Origin of the sequence: Gymnodinialimonas ulvae, assembly GCF_037543845.1 — a bacterium.
GTDB classification, from domain to species: domain Bacteria; phylum Pseudomonadota; class Alphaproteobacteria; order Rhodobacterales; family Rhodobacteraceae; genus Gymnodinialimonas; species Gymnodinialimonas ulvae.
Genome location: NZ_JBBIFX010000001.1, coordinates 1,912,736 through 1,926,061 on the forward strand (window position 1 = coordinate 1,912,736; position 13,326 = coordinate 1,926,061).

Annotated in this window: 10 protein-coding genes; 5 read left to right on the plus strand and 5 right to left on the minus strand. The window is 65.6% G+C overall.

Annotated features, from left to right (window positions below; all coding sequences use genetic code 11):
• Positions 1-7 precede the first annotated feature (7 nt).
• The 4 genes from V8J83_RS09295 to truA all read right to left on the minus strand — a co-directional run bounded on the left by V8J83_RS09295 (position 8) and on the right by truA (position 6,393).
• A complete protein-coding gene (locus tag V8J83_RS09295) occupies positions 8-1,090 on the minus strand; it encodes a T6SS phospholipase effector Tle1-like catalytic domain-containing protein (protein WP_339985711.1) in 1,083 nt (360 codons plus the stop codon).
• Positions 1,077-3,374 carry a xanthine dehydrogenase family protein molybdopterin-binding subunit gene (locus V8J83_RS09300; protein WP_339985713.1) on the minus strand — a complete coding sequence of 766 codons (2,298 nt, stop codon included), beginning with the start codon at positions 3,372-3,374 and terminating at the stop codon, positions 1,077-1,079. The genes V8J83_RS09295 and V8J83_RS09300 overlap by 14 nt, the downstream gene beginning before the upstream one ends.
• Before the next feature lie 72 nt (positions 3,375-3,446).
• A complete protein-coding gene (gene selD, locus V8J83_RS09305) occupies positions 3,447-5,549 on the minus strand; it encodes a selenide, water dikinase SelD (protein ID WP_339985715.1) in 2,103 nt (700 codons plus the stop codon).
• A 28-nt stretch (positions 5,550-5,577) separates the two neighbouring features.
• Entirely contained in the window at positions 5,578-6,393 is an 816-nt protein-coding gene (gene truA / locus V8J83_RS09310; protein WP_339985716.1) for a tRNA pseudouridine(38-40) synthase TruA, read from the minus strand.
• Positions 6,394-6,497: 104 nt separating this feature from the next.
• Here truA and V8J83_RS09315 point away from each other — a divergent pair, with 104 nt between their 5' ends.
• The 4 genes from V8J83_RS09315 to V8J83_RS09330 all read left to right on the plus strand — a co-directional run bounded on the left by V8J83_RS09315 (position 6,498) and on the right by V8J83_RS09330 (position 11,605).
• Entirely contained in the window at positions 6,498-7,910 is a 1,413-nt protein-coding gene (locus V8J83_RS09315) for a YcjX family GTP-binding protein (protein WP_339986060.1), read from the plus strand.
• Positions 7,911-8,015: 105 nt separating this feature from the next.
• A complete protein-coding gene (locus V8J83_RS09320; RefSeq protein ID WP_339985717.1) occupies positions 8,016-9,020 on the plus strand; it encodes a YcjF family protein in 1,005 nt (334 codons plus the stop codon).
• Positions 9,021-9,023: 3 nt separating this feature from the next.
• Positions 9,024-10,646, plus strand: a complete 1,623-nt coding sequence (locus tag V8J83_RS09325) for an FAD-dependent oxidoreductase (protein ID WP_339985719.1) — start codon at positions 9,024-9,026, stop codon at positions 10,644-10,646.
• A 44-nt stretch (positions 10,647-10,690) separates the two neighbouring features.
• A complete protein-coding gene (locus tag V8J83_RS09330) occupies positions 10,691-11,605 on the plus strand; it encodes a DMT family transporter (protein WP_339985721.1) in 915 nt (304 codons plus the stop codon).
• Positions 11,606-11,713: 108 nt separating this feature from the next.
• Here the strand turns inward: V8J83_RS09330 and V8J83_RS09335 are convergent, their stop codons facing one another.
• Complete coding sequence (locus tag V8J83_RS09335; RefSeq protein ID WP_339985723.1) at positions 11,714-12,895, minus strand: FAD-dependent oxidoreductase; 1,182 nt, start codon at positions 12,893-12,895, stop codon at positions 11,714-11,716.
• Between the two features lie 120 nt (positions 12,896-13,015).
• On the opposite strand from V8J83_RS09335, the gene V8J83_RS09340 reads away from it, so the two are divergent.
• Positions 13,016-13,318, plus strand: a complete 303-nt coding sequence (locus V8J83_RS09340; RefSeq protein WP_339985725.1) for a hypothetical protein — start codon at positions 13,016-13,018, stop codon at positions 13,316-13,318.
• Positions 13,319-13,326 lie beyond the last annotated feature (8 nt).

Here is a 13,326-nt window from a genome sequence, read left to right on the forward strand (position 1 = left end):
CGTTGGCTTAGCTGGTCACGGGCGCAGGTGCGGGATCGGGCGGCGTGAGATCTTCGACGCCGGGCCGGCCTTTTGCGGTTTCGTGCAGGGCCTCGGACGGATCACGCCCGACAACCCGCCTGCGGCGCGCCCAGAAGAGTTTGCCGAAGCCCCGGAAGCTGCCGACCGAGGGGGCGTCGGGGTCGGTGGGGAAGCGCGCGCGCCATCCCTCGGGCAAAGGCAGGCCCGCCGCGGCGGCTTCTTCCAGCATCCAGACCAGCGAGACATTGGAACGCGGTCGGGCGCTGGCCATGCCGCTCAACTGGCCGCCGATATCGCCATGGCTGCCTTTGAACCAGACCTGGCGAACGTCGCGATTTGCCCGGTCCGGCGCCGTCATGTTCCACAGGATCGGCGCGTAGGCCACCCGGGTTTCATCAAGCGCGAGCGCTTGGCGGGCGACCTCCACATTCGGGCCGAGCGAATGGTTGTGATAGGGGTGTGGCAGGGGCAGAAGCCGCCAGACCACGGGATATCGGATACCGAGCGCGCGCACGGTGTCGTAGGCGCCCAGAAAGCGGATCGGGATGTCGGGGATGCAGTCGCGGCCGCTGAGCGCGCGGGCGGCGGCGCTTCCGGGGGCCTGTCGATAGAGGGTGTAGATCTCCTCGACCAGCTCCGGGGCGACAATGTCGCGCCGCACAAGGCCCATGGTATTGATCAGCCCGACCAGCGAGCGGACCGCGTAGGCCCCGCGCGAGAAGCCCATCAAGATCACCCGATCGCCGGGTTTGTAGCCCTCGGCGAGCCAGGTGTAGGCGCGGCGGATCTGCCGATTGATGCCGATACCTGCCATCACCTCATGGGCGCGGTGCAAACCCCGCCATTGAATGCCCGGCTCGTAGTATAGGCGCACGCTGTTATCGGGCGGCAGGTCCTGCAACAGGCGATAGGTGAGGCCGATGTTGGTCTCTTCGCCCGGGGCCATCGACGACATCGTGCCGTCGAGCAGGATCACATGGGTGCAATTGCGCGGTGCGTCGTCGGGCGCGGCAGGCGCGGCGCTGCGCAGTCCACGCAGCCAGCCGGATATGCGTTCACTCAGCCGCAACTTGGCCTTTCGCCTCCTGCAACATGTGCCAGACGCGCGAGGGCGTGAACGGCATATCCACCTGCCGCAACCCGAGCGGCCAAAGTGCATCCTGCACCGCGTTGGCCACCGCGCCGAGTGCGCCGACCGTTCCGGCCTCGCCACAACCCTTCATGCCGAGGGGGTTGGCGGTGGAGGGGATTTCTTCGGTGTAGAAGGCCACGAAGGGCACATCATCGGCGCGTGGCATGCCATAATCCATGAAGGTGGCGGTCAAAAGCTGCCCGTCGGCATCGTAGACGACGCGTTCCATGATCGCCTGCCCCAGCCCTTGAGCTACGCCACCGTGGACTTGCCCCTCGGCCAGGAGCGGGTTCATCAGGACGCCGAAATCGTCGACCACGGTGTAGCGGTCCACACGGGTTTCGCCGGTGTCGGCGTCAATCTCGACCTCCGCGATGTGGCAGCCGTTGGGGAAAGAGCGGCCCGGCAGCTTGGTGGTTTCCTCGGATGTGGCAAGCTGCCCCTCGCCCGCCGTGATGGCCTTTTCCGCGGCTTCCAGCAGGGTGACGACCACATTCGAGCCGGGGGCGCGGAACACGCCCTCCTCTGCATCGAATGTCATTTCGTCGGCGTCCATGTTCTTGTCCAAGAATTCCGTCAGATTAGAGATTAGCACATCCGCCGTCTTGCGCATCGCCACTCCTTGCGTTGTGACCGAGCGTGATCCGCCGGTCCCGCCGCCATTGGCGATCAGGTCACTATCGCCTTGAATGATTTCGATTTGGTCAAAAGGCAGCCCGGTCTGATCGTGCAGGATCTGGCGATAGACGGTCTCGTGGCCCTGCCCGTTTGATTGGGTGCCGACGTAAAGGCGCGCCCCGCCGGAATGCAGTTCGATCTTGGCGGTCTCGGACGGATCGCCGAGGATCGACTCGATATAATAGGCAACGCCAAGGCCGCGGTATTTGCCGGCCGCCTCGGACTGCGCGCGGCGCGCGGCAAAGCCTGCAACGTCGGCTTCGGACGCGGCGCGGGTCAGAACGCGGTTGAACTCACCGACATCGTAAATCTCGTTCGTGGCGGAGGTGTAGGGAAACGCCGCATCGGAGATGAAATTGGCACGTCGTAGCTCGAGCGGGTCAACGCCCAACTCGCGTGCGGCGAAATCCATCACGCGCTCAAGCGCATAGATCGCCTCGGGCCGTCCGGCCCCGCGATAGGCATCGACTTGTGTAGTGTTGGTGAAGACCCCGCGATTGCGGAAATGCATCGTCTGGATATCGTAGGGGCCGCACAACACGCGAGCGAAGAGGTCGGACTGGATCCCCTGGCCAAACTCGGAATTGTAGGCGCCCATGTTTGACAGGCTGTCGACCTTGTAGGCCACGATCTTGTTGTCGGCGTCGAAGCCAAGAGTGCAGGTCACGTCAAGGTCGCGACCGGCATTGTCGGACAGCATGGATTCCGTCCGCTCCCCGATCCAGCGCACCGGGCGACCGGTTTTGCGCGCAGCAAGCGCGCAGAGGCCGTATTCGGGATAGCCCATCGCCTTCATGCCAAAGCCACCGCCGATATCTGGGTTGGTGACGCGGACAGATTCCTCGGGCAGGCTCAGCCATTTGATCAGGTCGCGCTTGGTGCCCCAGACACCCTGCCCCGTGACGGCGACGTGCAGTTTGTCGCCATCGACCTCGGCAAAACAGCCGCGCGGTTCCATCGAATTGACGATGATACGGTTGTCGTGGGTCGAAAGCGTGACCTGACGCGCGGCGGCGGCGAGGGCCGCATCGGTGGCGGCCTCATCCCCAAGGTGGAAATCATAAGCGATGTTGTCGGGGCTGGTGTCGTGGATCGTCGGCCCGCCGGGGGCGAGGTCGAGCTTCACCGGCAGGTCGTCGAAATCCAGTTCGATCATTTCGGCGGCGTCTTTGGCCTGCGCCATCGTGTCGGCCACGATGAAGGCGATCGGGTCGCCCACGAACCGCACGCGCCCTTCGGCGAGGATCGTGCGCGGGGACGCATCGCCGCGTTCACCGTCGCGGTTCTTGAGAACATGTGCGCGCAGTTTGTTGGCCAGCCCGGCCTCGGCCAGATCGGCGGCGGTCAGGACAAGATGGACACCGGGGGCCGTTTTCGCCTCCGCCGGGTCGATGGTGAAGGTGGCATGGGCCACGGGAGAGCGCAGGACGAAGGCGCGCAAGGCGTTCGTGGGGGCTATATCGTCAGTGTAGCGGCCAGCGCCGGTCAGAAAGCGTTGATCTTCGATCCGGGTGACGGGTTGGCTGGAGCCGAATTTCGACATCTCGCGCGCCTTTCGATTTGAGCTATCTGGGGCGGACACTAAGCCGGTTTCAGGCGGTGTCCAGTTGCAGTGTCAGATGGTTGCAAGACCCGGTGTCCCGGTGATTGTCCCGATGCGGACACCCGGGAGATCGGGAGCGATGGAAGCGGGGACCGCCGCAAGCAGGCCGCCCGCGGTTTGAGGGTCATGGAGAAGGTCGGCGCGCGGACCTTGCGCGCCTGCAACGGGGGCCGCAGCCCGGTTCTGCGAGAAAAGCGAGGAATGGATGCCGCTGGCGCTAAGCGCCTCTGCGCCCGCAAGGAGCGGCACCGCGTTCAGGTCGATCTCGGCACCGACACCGGAGGCATTGCAGATGTTGTGCAGGTGTCCTGCCAGGCCAAAGCCCGTTACATCGGTCATCGCGTGGGCATGAGGGGCGAGGGTTTCGGCGGCTTGCGCCGAGGTTTGTAGCATCGACTGCCAGCACGCCAGAACATCGCCGCCCCGCGCTTTGGCCTGCATCTCGGCGGCAAGGATCACGCCGGTCCCCAGCGGTTTGGTCAGGAGAAGCGCGTCACCCGGGCGCGCACCAGCCAGCGTGATGGGCGCGCGGTCGAGCAGGCCCGTGACCGTGAACCCGACGGTCAACTCCGGGCCTTCGGTGGAATGCCCCCCAACGATCTCGGCCCCGGCGTCGGCAAAAACGGCGCGCGCGGCTTCCATGACCTCGTTGAGCGCGGCCCCCTGCAAGCGGGCGGCGGCGCGGGGCAGGATCACTTGCGCAAGCGCGGCCTGCGGGGTCGCGCCCATCGCCCAGATGTCGCCAAGCGCATGGATCGCTGCAACCTGCGCGACCAACACCGGATCAAGGGCAAAGGCACGCAGGTGATCGTGGCTGAGGACCTGTCGCGTGTTGCCCATCGTCAGGACCGCCGCATCGTCGCCGGGCACGCCACCAAGCACCCCGTCGAGCGCCCGCGCCCCCAGCTTCGCGCCGCATCCACCGCAGGGCGCAGGCCCTGACAGCTCCGCCGCGACGCCTTTGGCGCAATTCTTCGGCAGGGCGGGCGCGGACATCTGCGGCAGGTGGCGGAACTTGTCCATAAAGGTCTGATCAATCCGGTTCTTCCAGCGCCAGAGCGGGCGACCGGCGCGCGCAATGCCCGCCTTTTCGGCCACCGCAACCTGGCCGCCCATCGAGATGAGCTTGAGGAAATCCTTCTGTGGGTTGAACGCCTTGCGCTGTTGCCCCAGCAGATCGGCTCGGATGTTGTGGGTCAGGATCGGCGCCGCGCGCACGGCATAAACGCCCGCCTTGGGACGCGGATCATGCACGATATGGGCACAATCGCCTGCGGCATAGACGTTGGGATCCGCGACCGAGCGCAGATATTGATCAACCTCAATAAACCCGTCGCGACATGGCAGACCGATGTCGGCAACCCAAGGCTGCGGCGTGGCCCCGGCGGTGCCGATCGTCAGGTCGGAGGCGATGCGGCGGCCATCCTCCAACATCACGGCCTCCGCTTCGATTGCGGCGGGCTGCGCGTTTTCGATCACGTCAACACCATGCTCGATCAGCGCGCCCATCAGCCGGGTGCGGGCGGCAGGCGCGACGCTCGACAGCACGCGGCCCCGGTCGATGATGGTGACCGTCACCTCACGGTTGAGGCCGGTCATGCGGTGAACGGCGGCCATCGCAACCTCGCAGCCTGCGACCCCGCCGCCCAGAATGGCGATACGGATCGGCCCCTCCCCCTCGCAGGCGCGCGCCCAGATATCGGCAAAGCGGCCAAGGGGTTTGGCAGGGATGGCATGCTCGGCAAATCCGGGCAACGCCGGCATCTCCGCCGTGATGCCGATGTCGAGCGAGGCGATATCATATCGGATCACGCGCCCGGTTCCGAGGCGGATCTGCTTCGCCTTGGGGTCAAGCGCCACGGCGCGGTCCACGATCAGCCGCGCACCCGCAACGCGGGCAAGGCGCACAAGGTCAATATCCAGCTCCTCGCGGGTGTAATGACCCGCGATATGGCCGGGCAGCATCCCCGAATACGGCGCCGTTGCACCGGGGTTGATGCAGGTGACCCGCACCCCGGGCACCGAAGCCATCGCCCATTTGCGCAGCACCAGCGCATGGGTGTGGCCGCCGCCAACGAAAACGAGATCCTTCACAATGGGTACGGTCGGCTGCACGGGTGAGCGTCCTTTTCGTGTGTTGAGATTACGCGGGCGAGGGCATGGCTTGTGATGGGCTTGCCTCGACCCAGCCATTGCGGAACGGATCTTCGGCATAGCCCACGCCGGTCATGCACAGCCCGTCGGGGGGCGCGACGGGCCCGCAGGCGGCGCGATCGGCGGCGGCGAGCGCGGTTTTCACATCCTCCGGTGCCCAGGAGCCCGCTCCGACCCGTTCCAGCGAGCCGACGATGGACCGGACCTGATTATGCAGGAAAGAACGCGCTTGCAGGTGAAAGCGGACTTCGCGGCCCGCATGGAAGGGCACGTCTTTAACCTCGATCACATCGAGCGTCTTGACCGGGGATTGGGCCTGACAATGGACGGCACGGAAGGTGGTGAAATCATGCTTTCCAATCAAGTGGCGTGCGCCTGCGGCCATGGCGGCCACATCCAGTTTGCCACGCACCTGCCAGACAAAGCCGGCATCATGGACCACAGGCGCACGGCGGCAGATCAGCCGGTACGAATAACTGCGTGAAAGCGCCGAAAAACGGGCGCTGAACTCATCTGGAACATTGGCACAGGCGGTGATCGCGACAGGGTTGGGCCGCAAATGCCAGTTCAGCGCCTCCGCCAGGCGGAACGGGTCCCAGCTCTGCTCCAGATCGACGCTGGCCACTTGCCCCGTGGCATGCACGCCCGCGTCAGTGCGCCCGGCGGTGGTAACGCGCGGTTCGGTTTTCTGGAGTTTGGCCAGGGCTTCTTCCAGCGTTTGCTGAACCGAGGGCACATTGGCCTGACGCTGCCAACCCGCGAAGGGGCGGCCATCATATTCTATGCGGAAGGCGTAGCACGGCATGGCAGGGGGCTACTCCATGAAACGTTCCCCGTCCATCGCCCCTCGAAACCTTTGCGGCGAATGGCTATGTCTTGGCCCATCACGATGCAGAGAGGATGCCCCCGTTGGTGATTGGCGCGCTTGCAGACACCCTGGGCCGGGGGATCGAAACCGTGTCAGACGGCGTCTCGGAGATGCTGTTCGAGCCGGTGATCCGGTTGGGCGTCACGGGGTTGGCGCGGTCGGGCAAGACCGTCTTCATCACCTCCCTGGTCGCCAACCTGATGGATCGGGGCCGAATGGCCGGGCTTGAGGCCGCCGCCGGGGGCCGGATCGAGGCGGCCTTCCTGCAACCGCAACCCGACGATACCGTGCCACGCTTCGAATTCGAGAGCCATCTGGCGGCGATGACGGGACACGAGCCCTATTGGCCCGACTCGACACGCTCGGTCAGCGAATTGCGCCTGTCGCTGCGGGTGCGGCCCAACGGTTTGCTGTCGGCGCTCTCGGGGCCGCGCACGGTGCATCTCGATATCGTCGACTATCCGGGTGAGTGGTTGTTGGATCTGGCCCTGTTGGAGATGTCATTCGCGCAATGGTCTGAGGGCGCGTTGTCCAAGGCCCGTACGCGCGAAGAGGCCGCGGCGTTTCTGACGCAACTCGGCGCGGTGGACGCGGGCGCGAAACTGGACGAGGTCGGGGCGAAGGCGCTGGCCGAGGGGTGGGCCGCATATCTTGGGGCCGCACGCGCAGGGGGATATTCCGATTGCACGCCGGGTCGTTTTCTTTTGCCCGGCGATCTTGAGGGCTCACCCGCTTTGACCTTTGCGCCATTGCCCGATGGCCCATCCCCGCGCGGATCGCTGGCGCGCGAATTCGAGCGCCGGTTCGAGGCCTACAAATCCCAAGTCGTGAAGCCCTTCTTTCGTGCGCATTTCGCACGGATCGACCGGCAGGTTGTTTTGGTGGATGCCCTTGGAGCCATTCACAACGGGCCGCGCGCAGTGGAGGACCTGCGGCAGGCACTAAGTGGTATTCTGAGCAGTTTCCGGCCCGGACGGAACACGTTCTTGACCCAGATCCTCGGCAAGCGGGTTGATCGCATCCTGTTTGCCGCCACGAAAGCAGATCATTTGCACCACGATCAGCACCCGAAATTGCAGGCGATCATGGAAGCCTTGGTCGCAGATGCCCGGCGGCGGGCGGATTTCTCGGGCGCGGACACCGGCGCGATGGCGATTGCGGCATTGCGTGCGACGGTGGAAGAGGTCCGGCGGGTCGACGGGACGGACCTGGGCGTTGTGCGCGGCGCGCTCCTGAACGACGGGCGGCAGGCGGCGTTGCATCCGGGCGATTTGCCGGCGGATCCGCAGGCTTTGTTGGCGCCGGCGAAAAGTGGGGCGAAGGCTTGGCTGGACGGGGAATTCGGGGTGATGAAATTCGCCCCTGCGCCCTTGTCGTTGCGAGGCGGTGAGGGGCCGCCGCATATCCGGCTGGACCGTGCGGCGGAGTTCTTGATTGGGGACAAGCTGAGATGATTGGTTTGTTTTGGAACCGTGCCGGGGGTCCAAAACACCGGCCACTTGGGGGCCAGCCCCCAAACCCCCGAGGTTTTTCCAGCAAGATGAAAGCAGGAGCCACCGATGAGTGAGCGTAAAGGGCCGGTCTTGATCGAGTTGGACGAGGCCCCGGAAGCAGGGCCTGAAGCAGTCGCGCCAATCCCGGATGCGGGCACGCCGCCGGCCGAAGGGCGCGCGATGCAGGTGGTCGCGACCCTGGGCGCGCGGCGACCATCGTGGCTCGCGCGGTTCTTCTGGTCCGCGTTGGTCGGATTGATCGGGTTTGTGGCGTCCTTGGCGGCGTGGGAATTCGTGACCGGTTTGTTGGAAACGCGGCCCGTCTTGGGCTGGGTCGCGACGGGATTGATCGGGGCGGTGCTTTTGGCGCTGATTTTGATTTGCCTGCGCGAACTGGCGGCGTTCTCACGCCTGGGGCGGCTCGACAAGGTGCACCGCGCGGCCGAGGTCGCTTTGGCGTCGGGCGATGTGACCGCCGCGCGTGGGGTCGTACGACAGATTTCGGCGCTTTATGCCGGGCGCGCCGAATTGCGGCTTGGGCGCGCGGAGTTGGACCGGCAACGTGATGAGATGTTCGATCCCACGAGCCTTTTCGCACTGGCCGAGACGCAGGTGATGGCACCGCTGGACGCGATGGCGCAGCGCGAAGTCGAAGCGGCAGCGCGGCAGGTGGCCACCGTCACCGCACTTGTACCACTGGCGCTGGCGGATGTGATCGCGGCGCTGACCTCCAACCTGCGGATGATCCGCAAGATCGCGGAGATCTACGGTGGGCGCGCAGGGACCCTTGGGGCGTGGCGGCTGACGCGCGCGGTCCTGACCCACCTTGTTGCGACCGGGGCCGTGGCCATCGGCGATGACCTTTTGGGGTCGGCGGTCGGCGGGTCCGTGTTGTCGAAACTGTCGCGGCGGTTCGGTGAGGGGCTTGTCAACGGCGCATTGACCGCGCGCGTCGGAGTTGCGGCGATGGAGGTATGTCGCCCCCTGCCGTTCGGCGCAGTCCACAGGCCGAGCGTCACAGGGTTGGTAAGGCGCGCCCTGACGGGGCTGTTCAACGGACGGGACGGATAGAAGATGGAAACCCTGGCGGCTGATCTGAGGACGATGGTGCGCACGCCCCTTGAAGATGCGCATGTGACCGAAATACGGAAAATCGGGACCGAGCGTGTCGTGAAAGCGGGAGAGATCGTGCACCGGGCCGGTGACCCGACCACCGAGTTTTCCTACCTTCTGGACGGTGAGATGGAGGCCGTCGATCCGGCAACCGGTGGGCGCTATGGCGATGGGGCAAGCTTGGGGCCCACGCAATTCACCGGCGATATCGCTTTCCTGTCGGGCGGGGCGTACACGATGTCGCTGCGCGCGGTGCAGGACACGACCCTTTTGTGTGTCGAGCGGCCTGCGATGCTGGACCTGATGGCGCGCATTCCCGAGATGTCGGACATCATCATCACCGTCTTTGCGGCGCGCCGGCGTGGCATGCTGGAGCGCGGGGCGTCGAACCTGACGCTGATCGGCGCCGAGGTGGACCGCAACATCCGGCAGATCGCGGCCTTTGCCGGGCGCAACCGGATTCCAGTGCGCATGCTGACCTTGGATGAGGCAGAGGCCGAGGCGGTGGCGCATGCCTGCGCGATTGCGCCCAATGCCCCGGCGGTGATCTTCGGCAAGGGCGAGCCGATCCCCGATCCCACGCCGGGAAAAATCGCCTCGCGGCTGGGGCTGGACCTGAGCTTTGCCGAAGACGAGTTGCATGACGTGTTGATCGTCGGCGGTGGCCCGGCGGGCGTGGCGGCGGCGGTTTATGCCGGATCGGAAGGGCTGAAAGCGCTGGTGGTGGAGGATCTGGCCATTGGCGGGCAAGCCGGAACCTCCAGCCGGATCGAGAATTACATGGGCTTTCCGACTGGCATCTCGGGCGCGGATCTGTGTTGGCGCGGAGAGGTTCAGGCGATGAAGTTCGGCACGCGCTTTGCCGTGCCGCGCCGCGCGGCGGGCCTGCACCGCAAGGACGACGGCACGTTCCACGTGACGCTGGATGATGGCAGCGAAACCTGCGCCCGCGCATTGGTTGTGGCGACGGGCGTGCAGTATCGAAAGCTGCCCATCGCGCGACTCGAAGAGTTCGAAAGCGCTGGCATCTACTATGCTGCCACCGACGTCGAAGCGCGCTACTGCCGCGACACGGAGGTTGTGGTGATCGGTGGCGGAAACTCCGCCGGGCAGGCCGCGATGTTCCTGAGCCGGACGGCCAAGCATGTGCATCTGCTGGTGCGTGGCGAAAGCCTGGCCGCGTCGATGTCGCGCTACCTGAGCGACCGGCTGGAGGCGCATCCGCGGATCACAATCCATTACCGCACGCAGATGACGGGCTGCCATGGCGATGCGGAAGTGCAAGCGGTCACGCTGCACTCTGCCGCCGATGGGCAGGATTGGCAGATCGATACGCGCGCCGTGTTTGTGATGGTGGGCGCAGCACCCAATACCGAATGGTTGTCGGGTCTGGTCGATCTCAATGCGCAGGGATTTGTGAAAACCGGCGCGGATGTGGGACAATCGAGCGCCTATGCGACCGGCTGCCCGGGCATCTTTGCGGTGGGCGACGTGCGCGCGGGCAGCGTCAAGCGCGTGGCAAGTGCGGTGGGCGAAGGCTCCGTCGTGATCAGCCGGGTCTGGGATTATCTGAACGCGGAATAGCCGGCTGCTCTGGTGGGGGCGCGCGGGGCGTGGCATGCAAGGCCATGGCACGTGACACCTCAGCCGACCGGCCGCTTCTGGGCATCTTGTTGATGTTCGGCTTTTGCGCGGTGATCCCCTTTGCCGACGCTTTGGCCAAGCTGTTGGGGAAGGATTTTCCCCTGTTCCAACTGATCGTCGTGCGGTTCTTCACACAGGCGCTGTTGTTCGCGCCGATGGCGATGATGGCGGGGGCGACCTTGTTTCCATCGCGGCGGGTCGTGGCGCTGACCGCGCTCAGGGCGGCGTTGCAGATCGCGGGGCTGTTGATGATGTTCTCGGCGCTGCGGTTGTTGCCACTGGCCGATGCGGTGGCGATTGCGTTTGTGATGCCGTTTCTGCTGCTGCTGCTGGGGCGCTTTTTCCTCGATGAAGAAGTCGGGCCGCGCCGGTTGATCGCCTGCGCGGTGGGGTTCATCGGCACCTTGATGGTGGTCCAGCCGAGCTTTGCCGCCGTTGGGTGGGCGGCCTTGTTGCCGATGGGGGTGGCGGTGGTGTTTGCCTTCTTCATGCTGGTGACGCGAGCGATGGCGAAGGAGATTGACCCGCTGGCGTTGCAGGCCTCGTCCGGGTTGTTGGCGTTGCCGTTTGTGACCCCGCTGATCTTTTTCCCGGTGGCGGAGGTCGCACCGCTGGTTGGGTGGGTAGCGCCGAATGGCGCAGAGATCTGGTTGTTTGTGGCACTGGGGATTTGCGGATCTATCGGGCACTTGTTGATGACGTGGAGCTTGCGGTTCGCGCCGTCGGCGACGCTGGCGCCGATGCAGTACCTCGAGATCCCGATGGCGACGTTGGTGGGGTTGGTGATGTTTGGGGATTTGCCGAACGGATTGGCCGCGGCGGGGATTGCGGTGACGATTGGGGCGGGGCTTTACATCGTGTTCCGGGAGCGCGCGGTGAGCCGGGGGGCGCAGACGTGATTGAGGCGAGTTGCAAGGTTGAAACCATGGGTTAAGCCTCTATAATTACGTGATTTTGCCTTTATTGTTTACGATTTGTTAAGCTCCCCGCACAGCGCAACGGCCTGCTCAGGAATTGCGTGTTTCAAGCGACGCCATGGGCGGCACGAGGTCGCCACAGACCAGCCGGGTCAGGATCGCGGGGACCGGCCAGGTTCGCGACAGGGGCGCCAGCGCGCGGTCGCGGAGCACTGGCAGAACGGTGCTGTCGGATTGGTATTGCGGCGTGAAGCTGGCGGACATCGCCTGATAAATCCAGACATGCCAGCGCCGCGCCATGGCGTAGCGGCGCAACGCCTCTTCGCCCGTCGCCTGCCGCAGGGCCAGTTGCAGGGCGCGGGCATCCAGCAGCGCCATATTCGCCCCCTGCCCCAATTGCGGCGAGGCGCGGTGCGCGGCGTCGCCGATATGCACGAGCCCGTCGTCGTAGGGGCGCTTGAGGGTGCCGTGGGTGTATGTGGCGCGGGTGAAATCGCCGTGGTCGAGACCCTCGGGCAGATAGGTGGCGAATTCGGGCCAGAGCGCTTCGGCCTCGGCCCGCCAATCGGCGAAGGGGCGGGCGTAATGGGCGTCAATGCCATCGGCTTTCAACGAGTAGAATATTGCGGCCAGCCGGGTGTCGGGCGCATCGCGCATGGTTCCGACGGGCAGAACGCCAAGCATCCGGTCGGCGCGGCGATAGCGTTGGGTCAGGTGATCCTCGGCGAAGGGGGCCTCGGCTGGCCAAGGCACGGTGGCCCAGACCGCGCCATAGGGCAGCGGGCGGGAACGCAGCGGCGACAGCGCAGACCCCGCGCCGAGCGCGTCGATGGTCAGATCGAACGGGCCTTCGGGCCGGCCCGCGACATGCAGATGCTGGTGTGCGCGCCCGGTGACGGGGCTGCTTGGCACGATGGTGGCACCGGCCGCGTTGGCCGCGTCGTGGAGTCCCCCGAACAGGGCCGCGCGGTGGATGCCGAGACCCTGCCGATCAGGCGTTTTACCGTAGGAGACGGACAGGACCACGCGATTTTGCGCGACCTCATCGCCGAACATCGTCTGGATCGGCGTGCCGCGTGCAAGAGCTTCGTCCGCGGCTCCGGCGGCGCGCAGGACATCCATGCCCACGGGTTGGATCACAAGGCCCGAGCCCACCGGGCGCGGCGCTTCGAATTGATCGAACACGGTGACGTGGTGGCCGTCACGCGCCAGAAGGCTGGCGGCGGCAAGGCCCCCGATCCCGGCCCCGGCAATTGCGATGGTTTGCTTCATGGACCACACGATAGCGCCGCCGCCCCGCAGGCCCATGCGGCGCGTTGTGCCCCCCGGTGTTGAGTGCGCGCGCCGTTTCGGCGAGTGTGGGGGCGGACATCAACGGATCGGACCCCTGCCATGGGCATCAAGGACCTATCGCTTCTGTCGAAGATCGCCATCGGGCTGGCCATTGCGGGCTTTGTCCTGAGCGTTCAGAGCACGTCGACCGTGACAGAAAACGGCGTGACGACGTGCAGCTTCATTGATTACGCCAAACTGGTGTTGGGGGGGCTGGCGGTTCTGGTCGGCGGGATGGGGGAGTTTGGCGCGATCCGCGATGCGGCGACGCGCAATGTGAACTTGATCGCGTCGGGCGGAGCGTCGATGGCCGGATTGGTGTTGATCCTGTTGGGTCTGGGCGTGATCGGTGGCCCGTGCTGAGGCTTTGA

What these genes read in the sequence shown, in the direction of transcription:
- V8J83_RS09300 (WP_339985713.1), bottom strand. Translation starts at nt 3,374, where the DNA reads ATGTCGAAATTCGGCTCCAGCCAACCCGTCACCCGGATCGAAGATCAA.
- truA (WP_339985716.1), bottom strand. Translation starts at nt 6,393, where the DNA reads ATGCCGTGCTACGCCTTCCGCATAGAATATGATGGCCGCCCCTTCGCG.
- V8J83_RS09320 (WP_339985717.1), top strand. Translation starts at nt 8,016, where the DNA reads ATGAGTGAGCGTAAAGGGCCGGTCTTGATCGAGTTGGACGAGGCCCCG.
- V8J83_RS09325 (WP_339985719.1), top strand. Translation starts at nt 9,024, where the DNA reads ATGGAAACCCTGGCGGCTGATCTGAGGACGATGGTGCGCACGCCCCTT.
- V8J83_RS09330 (WP_339985721.1), top strand. Translation starts at nt 10,691, where the DNA reads ATGGCACGTGACACCTCAGCCGACCGGCCGCTTCTGGGCATCTTGTTG.
- V8J83_RS09335 (WP_339985723.1), bottom strand. Translation starts at nt 12,895, where the DNA reads ATGAAGCAAACCATCGCAATTGCCGGGGCCGGGATCGGGGGCCTTGCC.
- V8J83_RS09340 (WP_339985725.1), top strand. Translation starts at nt 13,016, where the DNA reads ATGGGCATCAAGGACCTATCGCTTCTGTCGAAGATCGCCATCGGGCTG.